Origin of the sequence: Asticcacaulis sp. AC460 (assembly GCF_000495795.1) — a bacterium.
Classification (GTDB): Bacteria; Pseudomonadota; Alphaproteobacteria; order Caulobacterales; family Caulobacteraceae; genus Asticcacaulis.
This window is the reverse complement of sequence record NZ_AWGD01000047.1, coordinates 1-15,413: the sequence shown is the minus strand read 5'-3', so window position 1 is coordinate 15,413 and position 15,413 is coordinate 1. Positions and strand designations below refer to the sequence as shown.

At 61.8% G+C, this 15,413-nt stretch carries 17 protein-coding genes; 9 read left to right on the top strand and 8 right to left on the bottom strand.

All coding sequences use genetic code 11. The annotated features are described in order from the left end of the window. Positions 1-26: 26 nt before the first annotated feature. Positions 27-1,055, top strand: coding sequence for an aspartate-semialdehyde dehydrogenase (locus tag ABAC460_RS47440; RefSeq protein WP_023455951.1), 1,029 nt, complete (start codon positions 27-29; stop codon positions 1,053-1,055). A 73-nt stretch (positions 1,056-1,128) separates the two neighbouring features. Continuing rightward, the gene (gene rarD / locus ABAC460_RS47435) at positions 1,129-2,031 is read left to right on the top strand and encodes an EamA family transporter RarD (RefSeq protein ID WP_023455950.1); all 903 of its coding nucleotides are present in this window, start codon (positions 1,129-1,131) and stop codon (positions 2,029-2,031) included. Position 2,032: 1 nt separating this feature from the next. Here rarD and ABAC460_RS47430 read toward each other — a convergent pair whose 3' ends face one another. From ABAC460_RS47430 to bioB, 3 genes are all read right to left on the bottom strand, one after another. After that, the gene (locus tag ABAC460_RS47430; protein WP_023455949.1) at positions 2,033-3,160 is read right to left on the bottom strand and encodes a serine hydrolase domain-containing protein; all 1,128 of its coding nucleotides are present in this window, start codon (positions 3,158-3,160) and stop codon (positions 2,033-2,035) included. Positions 3,161-3,227: 67 nt separating this feature from the next. Next, a complete protein-coding gene (cutA, locus tag ABAC460_RS47425) occupies positions 3,228-3,542 on the bottom strand; it encodes a divalent-cation tolerance protein CutA (RefSeq protein WP_023455948.1) in 315 nt (104 codons plus the stop codon). Next, complete coding sequence (gene bioB / locus ABAC460_RS47420) at positions 3,542-4,495, bottom strand: biotin synthase BioB (RefSeq protein ID WP_023455947.1); 954 nt, start codon at positions 4,493-4,495, stop codon at positions 3,542-3,544. The genes cutA and bioB overlap by 1 nt, the downstream gene beginning before the upstream one ends. Before the next feature lie 155 nt (positions 4,496-4,650). On the opposite strand from bioB, the gene ABAC460_RS47415 reads away from it, so the two are divergent. Continuing rightward, positions 4,651-5,703: a DNA topoisomerase IB gene (locus tag ABAC460_RS47415; protein WP_023455946.1), complete on the top strand. Its 1,053-nt coding sequence runs from the start codon at positions 4,651-4,653 to the stop codon at positions 5,701-5,703. Here ABAC460_RS47415 and ABAC460_RS47410 read toward each other — a convergent pair. From ABAC460_RS47410 to acnA, 3 genes are all read right to left on the bottom strand, one after another. Continuing rightward, positions 5,695-6,321, bottom strand: a complete 627-nt coding sequence (locus tag ABAC460_RS47410; protein ID WP_023455945.1) for a glutathione S-transferase family protein — start codon at positions 6,319-6,321, stop codon at positions 5,695-5,697. The two genes, ABAC460_RS47415 and ABAC460_RS47410, sit on opposite strands and share 9 nt — an antisense overlap. Before the next feature lie 42 nt (positions 6,322-6,363). Beyond that, entirely contained in the window at positions 6,364-6,642 is a 279-nt protein-coding gene (locus ABAC460_RS47405; protein ID WP_023455944.1) for a hypothetical protein, read from the bottom strand. Between the two features lie 183 nt (positions 6,643-6,825). Beyond that, the gene (gene acnA, locus ABAC460_RS47400) at positions 6,826-9,546 is read right to left on the bottom strand and encodes an aconitate hydratase AcnA (protein WP_023455943.1); all 2,721 of its coding nucleotides are present in this window, start codon (positions 9,544-9,546) and stop codon (positions 6,826-6,828) included. A gap of 204 nt (positions 9,547-9,750) precedes the next feature. Between acnA and ccmA the strand changes: the two genes are divergently transcribed. Next, the gene (gene ccmA / locus ABAC460_RS47395; protein ID WP_235075864.1) at positions 9,751-10,365 is read left to right on the top strand and encodes a heme ABC exporter ATP-binding protein CcmA; all 615 of its coding nucleotides are present in this window, start codon (positions 9,751-9,753) and stop codon (positions 10,363-10,365) included. A gap of 264 nt (positions 10,366-10,629) precedes the next feature. Continuing rightward, positions 10,630-11,316: a heme exporter protein CcmB gene (gene ccmB, locus ABAC460_RS47390; RefSeq protein ID WP_031237612.1), complete on the top strand. Its 687-nt coding sequence runs from the start codon at positions 10,630-10,632 to the stop codon at positions 11,314-11,316. Here the strand turns inward: ccmB and ABAC460_RS47385 are convergent. Next, positions 11,313-11,873: a hypothetical protein gene (locus tag ABAC460_RS47385; RefSeq protein WP_023455940.1), complete on the bottom strand. Its 561-nt coding sequence runs from the start codon at positions 11,871-11,873 to the stop codon at positions 11,313-11,315. The genes ccmB and ABAC460_RS47385 overlap by 4 nt on opposite strands. Positions 11,874-12,005: 132 nt before the next feature. Between ABAC460_RS47385 and ABAC460_RS47380 the strand changes: the two genes are divergently transcribed. Genes ABAC460_RS47380 through ABAC460_RS47370 form a run of 3 tightly spaced genes read left to right on the top strand, consistent with a single transcriptional unit; the run spans position 12,006 to position 13,411 of the window. Then, positions 12,006-12,725: a heme ABC transporter permease gene (locus tag ABAC460_RS47380; RefSeq protein WP_023455939.1), complete on the top strand. Its 720-nt coding sequence runs from the start codon at positions 12,006-12,008 to the stop codon at positions 12,723-12,725. After that, positions 12,726-12,887 (top strand): heme exporter protein CcmD, encoded by a 162-nt coding sequence (gene ccmD, locus ABAC460_RS47375; protein ID WP_023455938.1) that lies wholly within the window; start codon positions 12,726-12,728, stop codon positions 12,885-12,887. Further along, the gene (locus ABAC460_RS47370; protein ID WP_023455937.1) at positions 12,884-13,411 is read left to right on the top strand and encodes a DsbE family thiol:disulfide interchange protein; all 528 of its coding nucleotides are present in this window, start codon (positions 12,884-12,886) and stop codon (positions 13,409-13,411) included. Before ccmD ends, ABAC460_RS47370 begins: the two co-directional genes overlap by 4 nt. Before the next feature lie 340 nt (positions 13,412-13,751). Here ABAC460_RS47370 and ABAC460_RS47365 read toward each other — a convergent pair whose 3' ends face one another. After that, entirely contained in the window at positions 13,752-14,615 is an 864-nt protein-coding gene (locus ABAC460_RS47365) for a prephenate dehydratase (protein ID WP_023455936.1), read from the bottom strand. A gap of 198 nt (positions 14,616-14,813) precedes the next feature. Between ABAC460_RS47365 and ABAC460_RS47360 the strand changes: the two genes are divergently transcribed. After that, on the top strand, positions 14,814-15,413 hold a 600-nt coding region (locus ABAC460_RS47360; RefSeq protein WP_023455935.1), incomplete at its 3' end, for a c-type cytochrome.

Here is a 15,413-nt window from a genome sequence, read left to right as displayed (position 1 = left end):
CCTTATCCACAGTCAGGAGTAACACCATGGGTTATCGGGTCGCCGTTGTCGGCGCTACCGGCGCCGTGGGTCGTGAAATGCTCGCGATCCTCGAAGAGGTCAATTTCCCCATCAAGGAAATCTACGCGGTCGCGTCGCGTAAGTCCCTGGGCCTGGAAATCGGCTTCGGCAACAAAACCCTGAAGTGCGTGGACCTGGAAACTTTCGACTTTACCAAGGTCGACATCGTCCTGATGAGCGCCGGTGGCGCGGTTTCCAAGGAATGGTCGCCCAAGATCGGCGCCCTGGGCCCCATCGTCATCGACAACTCCTCCGTCTGGCGCATGGACCCCGACGTGCCGCTGATCGTGCCGGAAGTGAACCCGGACGCCATCTGGCTGGCGCGCAAGAAGAACATTATCGCCAATCCGAACTGCTCGACCGCCCAGCTGGTGCTGGTGCTGAAGCCGCTGCACGACATCTCGCGCATCAAGCGCGTGGTGGTCTCGACCTATCAGTCGACCTCGGGCGCCGGCAAGGAAGGCATGGACGAGCTGTGGAACCAGACCAAGGCGCTCTACGGCATGGGCGACAAGTCGCCCAAGAAGTTCGTCAAGCAGATCGCCTTCAACCTGATTCCGCAGATCGACGTCTTCATGGAGGACGGCTACACCAAGGAAGAATGGAAGATGACGGCGGAGACGCATAAGATCATCGATCCGACCATCGACCTGGTGGCGACCTGCGTGCGCGTGCCGGTGTTCGTCGGCCACTCGGAATCGGTCAATATCGAGTTCGAAGATCCGATGGACGAAGCCCAGGCGCGTGAAATCCTGCGTGACGCTCCGGGCGTCGCCGTGGTCGATAAGCGCGAGCCGGGCGGCTATGTCACACCGATCGAATGTGTCGGCGAGTTCGACACCTTCGTATCGCGAATTCGCAACGACCCGACGGTGCCGCACGGTATCAATCTGTGGTGCGTGTCGGACAACCTGCGCAAGGGCGCGGCGCTTAATGCCGTGCAGATCGCGCAGCTTCTCGACGAACGCGGTGTCCTCACCCCTGTCAGCGCTTAGGATTATCTCCAATGTGAGATTTCGAGCCGGCGGAGGTCACCTCCGCCGGTTTTCTTTTTTATGGGCTCTCGCCATGTCATCTGAAAAATCGACCCCTTTTGCCTCTCCCATCCTGCTGGCCGTCATGTGTTACGCCGTGTGGGGTTTTGCGCCGCTGGCCTATGTGCCCATCCATGCTTTTGGCGGCGGTTCGATCGAAATCATCGCTCACCGTTCGGTATGGGCGGTGGTCTGGGCAGTGGGGCTGGTGTTCTTTACGCGTCAGTTTCCCGAGGTGTGGGCGATCGTGAAGCAGCCCAGGCTGCTGGGGATTCTGTTCGTGTCGTCGCTCATGGTGGCGATCAACTGGGGTGTCTTTGTCTGGGCGGTGACCAATGGCCATACGATCGAGTCGTCGTTGGGTTATTATCTCAACCCGCTGATCAATATGGCGGCCGGGGCGATCCTGTTCCAGGAACGGCTGGACGGCTACGGCAAGACGGCGATCGGCGCCGCAGTCGTGGGCGTCCTGATCCAGGCGGTGGCGATCGGGCACATCCCGTGGATCGCCCTGACCCTGGCAGTGAGTTTCGCGACCTACGGCATCATCCGCAAACAGGTCGTGGTCAATGCCCTGCCGGGCTTGCTGGTAGAGTGCCTTTACCTGTTTCCGGTAGGGCTGGCCTACTTGGTCTGGTTCGAAGCGTCGGGCCAGGGGCACTTCTTTCAGTCGCCGTGGAATGCCTTCTGGTTTGCTTTTACGGGGCCGATCACGGTCCTGCCGCTGGCTTTGTTCAGCTTCGTGGCGCGGCGGTTGCCGTTGTCCACCATGGGCTTTATCCAGTTCATCGCGCCGACAATCGCGTTCTGTATCGGCTTGTCCCAAGGCGAACCGTTCACGCTTTTGCGCGGGATATCGTTTGCCTTTATCTGGGGCGGCGCGATGGTGTTTGCCTTTGGCGCCTGGCAGAGGTTGCGGGCGGTGAAGGTGGCGTAGGTCAGAGGCAGTTGTACAGCGTATCGATCAGCTTAACCGGGCGTGGGTCGCCGATCAGATGCACCGACTGCTTGTTCATGACATACGCCGCCGACAGCCTACGGTCCGGATCGGCCATCACGCACGACCCGCCCCAACCGGAATGGCCCACCGCATTCTGGTTCGGCCCGTAGATGCCGATGCCCTTGTTGCGCAGGAAGCCCGCCGCCCAACTCAGCTTGAACGGCAGCACCTTGTCCTGACCGACGATGCGCTCGCGCGTCGCCAGCTCGATACCCTTGGGTGAGATGATCGCCTTGCCGTCGACCAGGCCGCCATTGGCCACCGCATTGATCAGCCTGGCCAGGCCCAAGGCGGAGGCGTGCATATTGGCCGAAGGAATCTCGGCCCGGCGCCACACGTCCGAACCCCGGCCGGCCGGGGCTGAGCCACGATCCAGGAAGGCCGCCTGTTTGATCTTGTCGATCGTGCCGAGATCCGGCGCCGCCGGCGGTTTTTGCATCACGGCGATGCGCGGGACTTCGCTGTCGGGCGTGCCGATAAACAGGTCCAGGCCGAACCGGGTGGCGATGTCTTCACGCAGGGCCGTGCCCAGGGTACGGCCGTCGATGCGGCGGAACAGTTCGCCGATCAGGTAGCCGCCGGCGATCGGCGTGTAACCGGACGCCGTGCCCGGGGTCCACATTGGGGTTTGCTTGCACAGGGCATCGATGGTTGCCTGAGGATCGAACCAGATGGCCGGGTCGGGCTGAGCCGGGCTGAAACCCGGCAGGCCATGCTGGTGCGACATCAACTGACCCACCGTGATGCGCGACTTGCCGGCCTGGCCGAATTCGGGCCAGTAGTGAGCCACCGCGGCGTCGTAATCGAGCTTTCCCTTGTCGACCAGGCGCGCGATCATCAGCGCCATCACGGCCTTGCCGGTCGAGAAGATCGGCGTCAGGGTATTGGCGTTGAAAGGTTGCGTACCGTCGCGGTCGGCCGATCCTGCGTAGATATCCAGCACCGTCTGGCCGGCAATGACCGCGGTAAAGCGGGCGCCGCGTTCCTGGCCACCGTCGAACAACGCGGCGAAAGCTTCCTTGACGCGCGAAAACTGATCGGGACAGACGCCGGAAATATCGACCATAAGTATGACTCGGGGTTTACGTATAAACTGTTGGTACGATCCCATATCGGGACTCGTCCAGCGTTTTTTAACCCTTAAGCGTCTCGTGCAGCCACGCGGCATAGGATTCGCTGCACCATGTGACCGGTTGCGCCAGGATTTCCGGCACATCGTAGCTGTGCAGGGCGACGACGGCCGCTTCGATCTGCGGCAGTTTTGCCGTCACGGTCTTGGCGGTCAGCATGACCTCGGCCGAAAATTCCATCGCATCCTGCCAGATATAGGTGCTGCGGATAGAATGGGTTTGTGCGCAGGCCGCCAAGCGATTTTCGACCAGGTGCTGGGCGATTTCTTGCGCCTGGTGGCCATTAGCACACGCGATGGAGACGGTAACGATATCCATCACATGGTCATCGGCCGCAGGCCCAGTTCGCGCATCATATGGGCGTCGGTACCAGGTTGGGGGTTGGGCGTCGTCAGCAGGGTGTCGCCGACGAAGATCGAATTGGCGCCGGCCAGAAAGCACAGGGCCTGAAGCTCTTCGCTCATCTCTGTGCGGCCGGCCGACAGGCGGACCATGGACCGCGGGCAGACGATCCGCGCCGCGGCGATGGTGCGGACAAACTCCAGCCCGGAAATGCCGCCTTCGCGCGCCACCTTGTCGCCCAGCGGCGTGCCGGCAACGGCGACCAGGTTGTTGATCGGGATGGAATCCGGCGGCACGGGCAGGGCCGCCAGTTGATGCAGGAAGGACACCCGGTCGGCGCGGCTTTCGCCCATGCCCATGATGCCGCCGCAGCAGGTCTTCATGCCGGCATCCGCCACAGCCTGCAGGGTGTCGAGGCGTTCCTGATAGGTGCGGGTGGTCACCACCTGGTCGTAATATTCCGGCGAGGTGTCGAGGTTGTGGTTGTAGTAGTCGAGCCCGGCCTCTTTCAGCGCCACCGCCTGGTCAGGCCGCAGCATGCCAAGCGTGGCACAGGTTTCCAGCCCCATGGCCTTGACCCCGCCGATCATGGCGGCCAGGGCGGGAACGTCGCGGTCCTTCAGGTCGCGCCAGGCCGCGCCCATGCAGAAGCGCTGGGCGCCGCTGTCCTTGGCCTTCTGTGCTTCGGCCAGGACGGTATCGACCGCCATCAGCCGCGAGGCCTTCAGACCGGTGTCGAAATGCGCCGACTGCGAGCAGTAGCCGCAGTTTTCGGCACAGCCGCCGGTCTTGACCGACAGCAGTTGCGACAGCTGGATTTCGTTGGCGGGGAAGTAATAGCGGTGGACCTCGGAAGCGCGCAGGACCAGATCCATGAAGGGCAGGTCGAACAACTCCGCGATTTCGTCCTTGTCCCACAACTGGCGCATATCGATCTCCGTTTTGCGCCGGTTTATGTCAGGCGGCGCTGTCCGGTGCAATCAGATACTGCGGCGGGACAGCCTATCCGTCGCTACGACAACTTTATTGCGGCGTGCAGGCTTCCTCATCGTTTTTGCCGGGATCGCGGCCTTAAGGTCGCAGCATGTACGATAGTGGCGAAGCTGTTCACCCCGCGAGTCAGGCTGAGGATTTCGGCCTGCGCTATGTCACAGGCCTGGAGCCTGGGATAGGCCGCAAGAAACGCGGTAAGCATTTTCACTTCTTTACGCCGGACGGTAAGCGCATCACCGACGAGGCCGAGATCGCCCGCATCCGCAAGCTGGCCATCCCGCCGGCCTATCGCGATGTCTGGATCTGCGCCGATGCCCATGGCCATCTACAGGCCACCGGCATCGATGCCCGCGGCCGTAAGCAGTACCGTTATCATCCCGACTGGCGTTGCCTGCGCGACGGCACCAAGTTCTCGCATATCCTGAACTTTGCGGCGGTCTTGCCAAAGCTTCGGGTAACCGTGGCCGAGCATATGGCCCAGCGTGGCTTAAGCCGTGAGAAGGTGTTGGCGACGGTGGTCGCCTTGCTGGAACGGACCATGATCCGGGTCGGCAATGACGACTATGCCAGGAAGAATGAGTCCTACGGTCTGACGACCCTCCGCGACGACCATGTCGAGGTGAAGGGCAGTCAGATCCGGTTCCGCTTCAAGGGCAAGTCCGGCAAGCAATGGAACCTGAAACTGTCCGACCGGCGGATTGCCCACGTCATTAAGGCCTGCGCTGATGTCGAAGGTCAGGAGTTGTTCAAATATGTCGACGACAATGGCATGGTGCGCGACGTCAGTTCGGGCGACGTCAACGCCTATCTGAAGGAGATCACCGGCCAGGGCTTCACTGCCAAGGATTTCCGCACCTGGACGGGGACGGTTCTGGCGGCGATAGCCTTGCACGGCATGGAGCTGGGCGCGCCGGAGACGCGCGCCAAGCGTTACGTGAAAGAGGCGGTCGAGCGGGTGGCGGCTCGGCTGGGCAATACGCCGTCGGTCTGCCGCAAATGCTACATCCACCCGAAAGTCATCGATGCCTATATGGAAGGCACCCTGGCGCTGCGTTTGACGAACGATATCGACACGGCGGTGCCAGGGGAACTGGGCATCGACGAAAAGCGGGTGTTGGCGTTTTTGAAGAAGCGTTTAAGCTGAGACGGCGGCGCGCAGGCCCACGGCAACGGGCGCCAGTGGTGTGAACCAGGCCTGGGCTTCGATGCGGTTCAGCCAGGCCGTCACGTGCGGGTAGGGTGCCAGGTCGACACCACCTTCGGGCGCGGCAGCGATGTAGGCATAGCAGCCGATATCGGCCAGGGTGAGGTGGCTGCCGACCAGCCAATCGCGGGTGGAAAGCAGGTTTTCGATCGTGTCGAGGAATTCGCGGCCGGTCCGGATCAGCGGTTCCAGGTCCTGACCGGTGCGGAAGATGTTGGCGCGGCGGGCAGCGCCCAGGCCGTAGGCGATCGGGCCGGCGGTCTTGGCCAGCCAGGCGGTGACCTGAGCGAACAGGGCCGGATCGCGCGGCAGCAGGGCGCCATCGTCATAGGTCAGGCCGAGATAGGTCATGATGGCGACGGAATCCCAGATCACGGTGCCGTTGTCATCCAGCACAGGTACCTGTCCGAACGGATTGAGCGCGAGGAAGTCGGGTTGTTTCTGGGCCTTGCCGGCCAGGTCGACGACAATGAGGTCATGCGGCACGTTCAGCGCGCGCAGGGTCAGTTCGGCGCGGTGGGCGTTGCCAGACAGCGGGTGGGTGTAGAGCTTGATCATGGTGGTCCTCCTGCTGTGGCTTTTAGCGTGATCGCTGCCGGTTTATGTCAGTGACATCAAGGCGATCAGCCGGACGGTTGAGTCGGCAAGGACGAAGATGGAGATGCCGCCGAAGGCCAGGCCGATCCAGCGCAGGCCGCCCTTGTTGCGAAACCACAGATAGGTAGCGCAGGCGATGGCCACAAGGGCAGTGACGAAGGCGCCGATGGCCAGACTGCGTGCGAGTTCATGCGTGGCAGCCGTGGTCAGGTCCTGGACGACGGCGTAAAAGGTAGCGAGGCCGCCGATGCCGGCGACGATGTGGGGGATGCCGAGTTTCATGGTGCCGGTGTAGCATGGGTGTCGTTGCAGGCAAGCCCCGAGGTCGACTCTGCCGAGTATTGGGGTCGAGGGGTCCGCGACCCCTCGCCTGTTCCTATTAAAGAAAAAGGGCGCTCCCCAAGTGGGGGCGCCCTTTTTCTTTATTAAGAGAAGACGAAGGGGCCGCAGGCCCCTTCACCCCATTTACTCGGCAGGTTCGGCCACGGTCTCGTCTGCGACCACCACACCACGGGCCAGGTTCCTCAGCACGTACGGCATCACGCCGCCGTTCTTGTAGTACTCCAGCTCCGTCGGCGTATCGATCCGGCAGCGAACCGGGAAGCGGGCGACCTTGCCGTCCGACGCGCGGAACATCTCGACGATCAACTCCTGACGCGGCTGCACGTTCTCCAGACCGCGGATGGTCACGATCTCTTCGCCGGTGAGGCCCAGCTTCGACCAGCCCTCGACCTTGAACTGCAGCGGCAGAACGCCCATGCCGACCAGGTTGGAACGGTGGATACGTTCGAACGACTCGGCGATGACCGCGCGCACGCCCAGCAGCTTGGTGCCCTTGGCGGCCCAGTCACGCGACGAACCCGTGCCGTATTCCTTGCCGGCGAAGATCACCAGGTTGCGGCCTTCGTTCTGATAACGCATCGAAGCGTCATAGATCGACATCACCTCGCCCGACGGGAAGTGCTTGGTCACGCCGCCTTCGATTTCCGGGGTGATCTTGTTACGGATACGGATGTTGGCAAAGGTGCCGCGCATCATGACGTCGTGGTTGCCGCGACGCGCGCCGTAGGAGTTGAACTCCGACACCGGCACGTCGTGAGCCGACAGATACTTGCCGGCAGGACCCGAGGTCTTGATGTTGCCGGCCGGCGAAATGTGGTCGGTGGTGATCGAGTCGCCGAAGATGCCCAGGACGCGGGCCTCGACAACGTCCGTCACCTTGTCCGGCGTCATGGTCATACCGTCGAAATAGGGCGGGTTGGCAACGTAGGTCGAATTGGGATCCCACTGATAGGTCTGGCCGCCCGAAATCTGGATGGCCTGCCAGTTCTCGTCGCCCTTGAAGACATCCGAATAACGGCCCTTGAACATGGTGTTGGTGACGTGCTGACGCTGCAGCGTGGTCACTTCCTCATTGGTCGGCCAGATGTCCTTCAGATAGACCGGCTCACCATTGGAACCGTTGCCCAGCGGCTCGGTCGTCAGATCGATGCGCAAGCTACCGGCCAGGGCGTAGGCGACGACCAGCGGCGGCGAGGCCAGGTAGTTGGCGCGGACGTCCTGGTTGACGCGGCCTTCGAAGTTGCGGTTACCCGACAGCACCGAAGCGGCGACCAGGTCACCGGCCGTAATGGCGGCCGAGATGGCTTCCGGCAGCGGACCCGAATTGCCGATACAGGTGGTGCAGCCGTAACCGACCAGGTTGAAACCCAAGGCGTCCAGGTCCTCGGACAGGCCGGCCGAGTTGAGATAGTCGGTGACGACCTGCGAACCGGGGGCCAGCGAGGTCTTGACCCACGGCTTCACGGTCAGGCCCAGGGCGCGCGCCTTGCGGGCGACCAGGCCGGCGGCGATCAGGACCGACGGGTTGGAGGTGTTGGTGCACGAGGTAATGGCAGCAATCACGACATCGCCATTGCCGACGGTGTAGTCGCTACCTTCGACCGCCGTGCGCTCGTCTTCCTTGCCGGCCTTGCCGAAATCATTGGCCAAGGCCGAGTTGAATTCGGTCTTGGCGCTCGACAGCACGACGCGGTCCTGCGGGCGCTTCGGGCCGGCCAGGGACGGCAGGACGCTGGCCAGGTCCAGTTCCAGGGCGTCGGTGAAGACCGGCTCGACCGAGGCGTCCAGCCACAGGCCTTGGGCCTTGGCATAGGCTTCGACCAGGGCGACGCGCTCCGGTGCGCGGCCGGTTTCGGCCAGGTAGTTGATGGTTGCCTGGCTGACCGGGAAGAAGCCGCAGGTGGCGCCGTATTCCGGGGCCATGTTGGCGATGGTCGCCTGGTCTTCCAGGGTCAGGGTCTCCAGGCCGTCGCCGTAATATTCGACGAACTTGCCGACGACGCCCTTCTTGCGCAGCATCTGGGTGACGGTCAGCACCAGGTCGGTGGCGGTGGCGCCTTCGGGCAGCTTGCCGGTCAGCTTGAAGCCGATGACTTCCGGGATCAGCATCGGGATCGGCTGGCCCAGCATGGCGGCCTCGGCTTCGATGCCGCCGACGCCCCAACCCAGAACGGCCAGGCCGTTGATCATGGTGGTGTGCGAGTCGGTGCCGACGACGGTGTCCGGATAGGCGACTTCGCCGCCATCCGCGACATTGGTCCACACGGTCTGGGCCAGGTATTCCAGGTTGACCTGGTGGCAGATCCCGGTGCCGGGAGGCACGACGCGGAAATTGTTGAAGGCCGACGAACCCCAGCGCAGGAAGTTGTAGCGCTCGATATTGCGTTCGTATTCGCGGTCAACGTTGGCCTTGAACGAGTCGGGCTTGCCAAAATTATCGACCATGACCGAGTGGTCGATGACCAGGTCGACGGGGCTGAGCGGGTTGATCTTGGCCGGGTCGGCGCCCAGCTTGACCATGGCGTCGCGCATGGCGGCCAGGTCGACAACGGCCGGAACGCCGGTGAAATCCTGCATCAGGACACGCGCCGGGCGGAAGCTGATCTCGTGCTCGACCGAGCCCTTGTTGGCGATCCAGTTGGCGATAGCCTGGATGTCGTCTTTGTCGACATTCACGCCGTCTTCGTTGCGCAGCAGGTTTTCGAGGAGCACCTTCAGGGAGGCGGGGAGGGCGGAGATACCTTTCAGACCGTTAGCCTCGGCGGCTTTCAGATCGTAATAGGTGTAGGTCTTGTCGCCGACCGTGAGGGTCGTCTTGGACTTAAAGCTGTCAACGGAAGACATGATGGACTTGATCCTCTCAAGTTCGCCGCCCGGCCGCCACCATGGCTGACCGTCAATTCAACGCTTGCGCGGGATGGCATGGGACACACAGCGTTCCATGCCGCGCTGCAAGCCCTTGAAGGCGGGCATCTGGCCTTCTAAACTCACTTTCGGTTTTCGTCTATTAAACCTTTCGCACTGCAAGGTTATTTTATGCCATTTTCTTTGACGGTCACGGATTTGAGTCTGAGAAAAGGCTATAATCTGCTGATTTATAAGCTGAATTTTTCACTGTCGAGTGGTGGGGCGATCAGCCTCACCGGCGAGAACGGCGTTGGGAAAACGACGCTTTTGCGAACCCTGGCGGGTTTCCAAGCCGCGGATTCCGGCGCGATTTGCGCGACTGAGAATGATGTGCAGATTGAATCGGACGTCTGGTGGTCGCGGCATGTCCATTTTCTGGGTCATCATGACGCTTTGAGCCCGGCCCGGACGGTGGCCCAGGAGCTGGAATTTCAGGCGGCGTATCTGGGTGGGGACCTGGACCGGATTGCGCCGTTGAATTTGAAGACCTTGATGGATCTGGAGACGCGCTATCTGTCGGCAGGCCAGAAGCGGCGTTTGTCGTGCGCGCGGTTGTTGATGGCGCCGCGGGTGTTGTGGTTGCTGGACGAGCCGATGGCGCCTTTGGATGTTGCGCATCGGGAATTGCTGGCCGGGTTGATGCAGGCGCATCTGGCGGACGGCGGGATGATCATCGCGGCGGTGCATGACGCGTTACCGTTCGTGACGACGGGTTTGCGGCTGGAACGCCCGGCACGGGAGGTGGCGGGTGTTTGACGTGAACTTGAGGCAAGCCTTACTTCTCCTCTCCACGAAGTGGGGAGGGGGACCGCGAAGCGGTGGAGGGGTATCTTTCTGTCGTGACGGCTATCTCGGCAAGTCAGAATTTGGAACTGTTGTAAAACTGAGGCGGCGCGGCGACTGCGCCTATGCAAGATACCCCTCCACCGCTTCGCGGTCCCCCTCCCTACTGCGTAGGGAGGAGGGAGTTTGCCAATCCAATCGAGATAGTTTTGCGTGGGTTGGCGGTTTGGAGAGCACGTGTTGACCGCTCCCTCCCTTCTCTCCGCTTCCCTCGCCCTGCTGAAACGCGACCTGGGCATGACCCTGACGCGGGGGGGCGGGCCGCTGCTGGCCGTCGGGTTCTACATCACCCTGATGGCCATGATCCCGCTGTCGCTGGGGCCCGATGCCGCGACCCTCAGCCGTATCGCCCCCGGTGTGACCTGGCTGTGCCTCGCACTCTCCTCGCTCCTGTCCCTGGAACGCCTGTTCGAGCGCGACTATGACGACGCCGTCTTCGACCTGCTCCGCGTCGGCCCGCTTCCGCTCGAACTGATCGCCCTGTTGAAATGCCTGGCCCAGTGGCTGGGCACCGGCCTGATCCTGTCCCTGCTAACGCCGCTGGTCATGATCATCCTGGGCGCCGATCCGGCTCTGGCGCTTATCGGCCTGGTCGCCGCGCTTCTGGGCAGCCTGAGCTTTGCCCTGATCGGCGGCATCGGCGCATCCCTGGCTTTGGGTGCGCGCAAGGGCGGGGTGCTGATGGCCCTTCTGGTCCTGCCGTTCTACATCCCGCCGGTGATTTTCGGCGCCGGCCTGATGCAGGCCGCGCAAATCTCGGCCTCACCTTTACAGGCCCTGGCGTTTCTCTCGGCCTATGCCCTGTTCGCTCTGGCCCTGGCGCCGATCGCTATGGGGGCGGCGCTGCGAAGTGCGCTGAACTAATTCACCAGCCAGTTCCAGATCCTTTGCCAGACGGGAGGTTTCGGCTTTACGATACCGAGAATAGATTCACCCGCCAGATCCCAGCCACCGCTGTTGGCACCGGCGAGATGTGCCATGACGGAAACGCCCATCCGAACCTTGGAATAGACGGCATAGGTGTAGGAGTCGTGATAGTCTTCCGGGCCACCGCCGCGGCACCAGTATTCCGTTCCGATCACAAGGTTCAGGCCGGTTGAATCGCGGCCCAAGATGAAATTTGGTGGGTCTTTGTCGTCCTGGGGCGTCGAGGACCAGGTGGCGAGATAGGCTTCAAGGTCGACTTCGCGATATTTTCGCTTTTCGAGGACGCCGATCCGGACGTCGGTGGCCACCGTTTTTGCGAGGTCGACCATGCTGAACCACAGCGGTTCGTCGAAGTACATGTCGACGCTGTCGGGCCGATAGGTTTCCTGAATAACCGCAAACCTGTGGTTCAAACCGGCGGCTTTTGCCGGTTCCGGTACCGGCCAGCCCGAGTCGTCAAACCCGTCGACAAACCTGACTTCGGTCTTTTCCATGATGCCCCTTATCCAGGGATTTGACTTTCAGCAAAGACACGCGTCGCCGCAAGCGCTTTTGTCGTCCGGCCCCGCGAGCCTGCGCTAAACTGACGCCTTGCCCGAAACCGACAAAACCCTTATCTCCGCAACATGATCAATTTCCTGGCCAATCCCGAACGGTTTACGCGCGTCACAGCGCCATTGCGGCCGTGGCTGGCCGGGATCGGCGCAGCGCTGCTGGCCTGGGGGCTGTACCTCTGTTTCGCCTCGCCCGAGGATTACCAGCAGGGCGACAGCGTTCGCATCATGTATATCCACGTGCCGTTCGCCTATCTCAGCATGGCGCTGTATGCCGGCGTCGGGGCGGCCAGCTTCTTCGGCCTGATCTTCCGCCACGCCCTGGCCGATGCCGCAGCGAAAGCCATCGCGCCGGTCGGCGCCGTCTTTACGGTTATGGCTCTGGTGACCGGTTCACTGTGGGGCAAACCCATGTGGGGCACCTGGTGGCAATGGGACGGCCGCATGACTTCGGTCCTGGTGCTGTTGCTGTTCTATATCGGTTATATCGCCGTCCACGCCGCCATCGAGGACGAACAGCGCGCCGCTAAGTCGGCTGGCATCCTGGCCCTGGTCGGACTGATCAACCTGCCGATCATCAAGTTCTCCGTCGAATGGTGGAATACCCTGCACCAGGGGGCGTCGATTTTCCGCGCCGACGGCCCGACCATCGCACCCGACATGCTGTGGCCGCTGTTCGTGATGATTGCCGCCACCCACGTACTGAGTGCGTGGATTATCCTGGTGCGGATCGACAGCGAAATTCTAGCCCGCAAGTACCGCGCCCTGCGCGCCAAGCTGAGTTATAACTAGATGCTCGATTTCGACATGGGAAAATACGGCGTCTATGTCTGGACGTCCTACGGGGTGACCCTGCTGGGTCTGGCCGGCCTGATCGCCTGGAGCCTGCGCGCTCACGCCAAACGCAAGGCAGCCGTTAAGGCACTTCAGGACGCGGCGGAGGCCGGAACGTGAAACGGGTTTTCGCCCTGATTCCTTTGGTCGTGCTGGCCGGCCTGCTGGCCGTTCTGGGCTATTACAACTTCCACAAAAAGCAGCGCTATACGCCGGATGCCCTGGTCGGCAAGTCAGTACCGGCCCTGGCGATTGCCGATCTGGATACAGGTGGCGAGACCGACCTGAAGACGCTGGTGGCGGGCTATGACAAGCCGGTCCTGGTCAATGTCTTTGCGTCCTGGTGCGTGCCGTGCGTGGCCGAGAACCCGACCTTGATCGCTTTGAAGCAGAAGGGCGTGGTGATTATCGGCGTCGCCTGGAAAGACGAACCGCAGAACACGCTGAAATTTCTGGCTGAGCATGACAATCCGTATGTGCGGACGTTGAGCGATCCGGACGGGCGTATGGGCATGGAGCTGGGGATTTCGGGCGTGCCGGAAACCTATGTGGTCCAGCCGGACGGCACGATCAGCTACAAGATTGCTGATGCTATTTTGCCGCAAACGGTCGGTGACGTCGAAGCGGCTCTGGGTGTGAAGTAAGATTTGACCACGAACGACACGAACAGACACGAACTTTGGTCTTGTTCTGATACGTTGGGTTAGGTGGTTCGATCAGCAAGAATTTTTGAACACGAAAAGCTCGAAAAGCACAAAAAGCACGAACTTCCGGCAATGCCGGAACATCCCGCGAAGCGGCAAAATTCCATTTGAAGCCGCTTCTCGGCGGTTCCGGACATCCTCTGAATTTTCGTGATTTTCGTGATTTTTGTGCTTTTCGAGCTTTTCGTGTTCAAAAATCTTACCTTCGAATCCGCTTACTCAAACAAAACAGGCACGCCCTGAAGTTCGTGCCTGTTCGTGTCGTTCGTGGTTCAAAACCTTACCTTTGTCCCTCGCTCAGCCGGAACGGGTCCATCGGATAGGTCCCCAGGATCTCCAGCTTGGTGGCGAAGAATTCCAGCTCGATCAAAGCCTGTTTCAGACCCGGATCGTTGGGCCGGCCTTCGACGTCGCAATAGAAGAAGGTCGAGGCGAATACCCCGTTCTCGATATAGCTTTCCAGCTTGGTCATGTTGACGCCATTGGTGGCGAACCCGCCCAGGGCCTTGTACAGCGAGGCAGCGACGTTCTTCACCCGAAAGACAAAACTGGTCACGCACGGCACATCCGGCGCCGGCGCCACCACCTTGCCCTCGGTGGTCAGCACCAGGAAGCGCGTCGTGTTATGCCGGGCGTCTTCCATGTTCTTTTTCAGGATCTTCAGGCCATACAGTTCGGCCGCCACTTCCGGAGCGATCGCGGCGCGGTCCAGCTCACGCGTTTGCGCCAGGGACCGCGCCGCGCCGGCGGTGTCGTGGAACACCTCCGCCGTAATCCCCAGTTCACGCAAGGAGTTGCGGCATTGCAGCAGCGCCATGGCATGCGACGCCGCCACCTTGATGTTCTCCAGTGAGGTCTCCGGCACCGCCATCAGATTCATTTCGATCGGCAAGAAGCGCTCGCCGATGATCTTCAGGCCCGAATGTGGCAGCAGGTGGTGGACGTCCGACACCCGGCCGGCGACCGAGTTTTCGATCGGAATCATGCCCAGTTCGCAATCGCCGCTGTGGACCGCCTCGAACGCCGCTTCGAAGGTCGGAAACGGCGTGGCGGTAAAGTCGCCGAACCAACGCTTGATGGCCTGATGGCTGAAGGCCCCCGGCTCGCCCTGATAGGCGATCTTGCGTGTGGTCTGGTTCGACATAGTCTCTATATAATCCTTGTGTTAGCGGCCCGACTTTCGGACCTGCGACGATTTGCCACTTTTGGCGGTTTGAGCGCAAAAGTCGGCTTGCGTCTTTGGCGGTAGCGTGTCAGAGAGCCAAACGCAAGCCGGGCTGTTGACACACTTGTCGCAGCGCTTAATCTCCGGCGTTTATTGATTCATGGGTATTCGGGCAAGATGAGCGGCGACCTGACACTTAACAAGATTCTTGGTGCTGGCCTGGCGACGGGTCTGGTCATCATGGGCGTCAGCATCGGCGCCGAGGCCATCTATCACCGCGAGGCGCCGGAAAAGCCCGGTTACCTGATCGAGGTCGCCGAGGTCGAAGAGGCCGGTGGCGCTGCCGCCGTCGAGGTTCTGCCCGACTGGGGCACCGTCCTGGCGACCGCCGACCTGGCCGCCGGTGAAGCCGCCTTCAAGAAGTGCGCCAGCTGTCACAATGCGGCCAATGGCGGCCCCAACAGCACCGGCCCGAACCTGTGGGGCATTGTCGGCCGTCCGACCGCTTCGCATGCCGGGTTCGAATATTCCGAAGCGATGAAGGGTCACGCCGCCGAGTCGCCGAACTGGACCTACGACCAGCTTTATCACTTCCTGGCCGCGCCGGGTAAGGCGGTCAAGGGCACCAAGATGGCCTTCGCCGGCATCAAGAAGTCCGAAGAACGCGTCGCCCTGATTGCCTATCTGCGTCAGCAAGGCTCGGCCGGTTATGCCATCCCGGCGCCGGATCCCGCGCGGGCGCCTGGCGCTGCCGCCGCGGCCCCGGCCGCTGAGGGT

What these genes read in the sequence shown, in the direction of transcription:
- ABAC460_RS47440 (WP_023455951.1), top strand. Translation starts at nt 27, where the DNA reads ATGGGTTATCGGGTCGCCGTTGTCGGCGCTACCGGCGCCGTGGGTCGT.
- rarD (WP_023455950.1), top strand. Translation starts at nt 1,129, where the DNA reads ATGTCATCTGAAAAATCGACCCCTTTTGCCTCTCCCATCCTGCTGGCC.
- ABAC460_RS47430 (WP_023455949.1), bottom strand. Translation starts at nt 3,160, where the DNA reads ATGGTCGATATTTCCGGCGTCTGTCCCGATCAGTTTTCGCGCGTCAAG.
- cutA (WP_023455948.1), bottom strand. Translation starts at nt 3,542, where the DNA reads ATGGATATCGTTACCGTCTCCATCGCGTGTGCTAATGGCCACCAGGCG.
- bioB (WP_023455947.1), bottom strand. Translation starts at nt 4,495, where the DNA reads ATGCGCCAGTTGTGGGACAAGGACGAAATCGCGGAGTTGTTCGACCTG.
- ABAC460_RS47415 (WP_023455946.1), top strand. Translation starts at nt 4,651, where the DNA reads ATGTACGATAGTGGCGAAGCTGTTCACCCCGCGAGTCAGGCTGAGGAT.
- ABAC460_RS47410 (WP_023455945.1), bottom strand. Translation starts at nt 6,321, where the DNA reads ATGATCAAGCTCTACACCCACCCGCTGTCTGGCAACGCCCACCGCGCC.
- ABAC460_RS47405 (WP_023455944.1), bottom strand. Translation starts at nt 6,642, where the DNA reads ATGAAACTCGGCATCCCCCACATCGTCGCCGGCATCGGCGGCCTCGCT.
- acnA (WP_023455943.1), bottom strand. Translation starts at nt 9,546, where the DNA reads ATGTCTTCCGTTGACAGCTTTAAGTCCAAGACGACCCTCACGGTCGGC.
- ABAC460_RS47385 (WP_023455940.1), bottom strand. Translation starts at nt 11,873, where the DNA reads ATGGAAAAGACCGAAGTCAGGTTTGTCGACGGGTTTGACGACTCGGGC.
- ABAC460_RS47380 (WP_023455939.1), top strand. Translation starts at nt 12,006, where the DNA reads ATGATCAATTTCCTGGCCAATCCCGAACGGTTTACGCGCGTCACAGCG.
- ccmD (WP_023455938.1), top strand. Translation starts at nt 12,726, where the DNA reads ATGCTCGATTTCGACATGGGAAAATACGGCGTCTATGTCTGGACGTCC.
- ABAC460_RS47365 (WP_023455936.1), bottom strand. Translation starts at nt 14,615, where the DNA reads ATGTCGAACCAGACCACACGCAAGATCGCCTATCAGGGCGAGCCGGGG.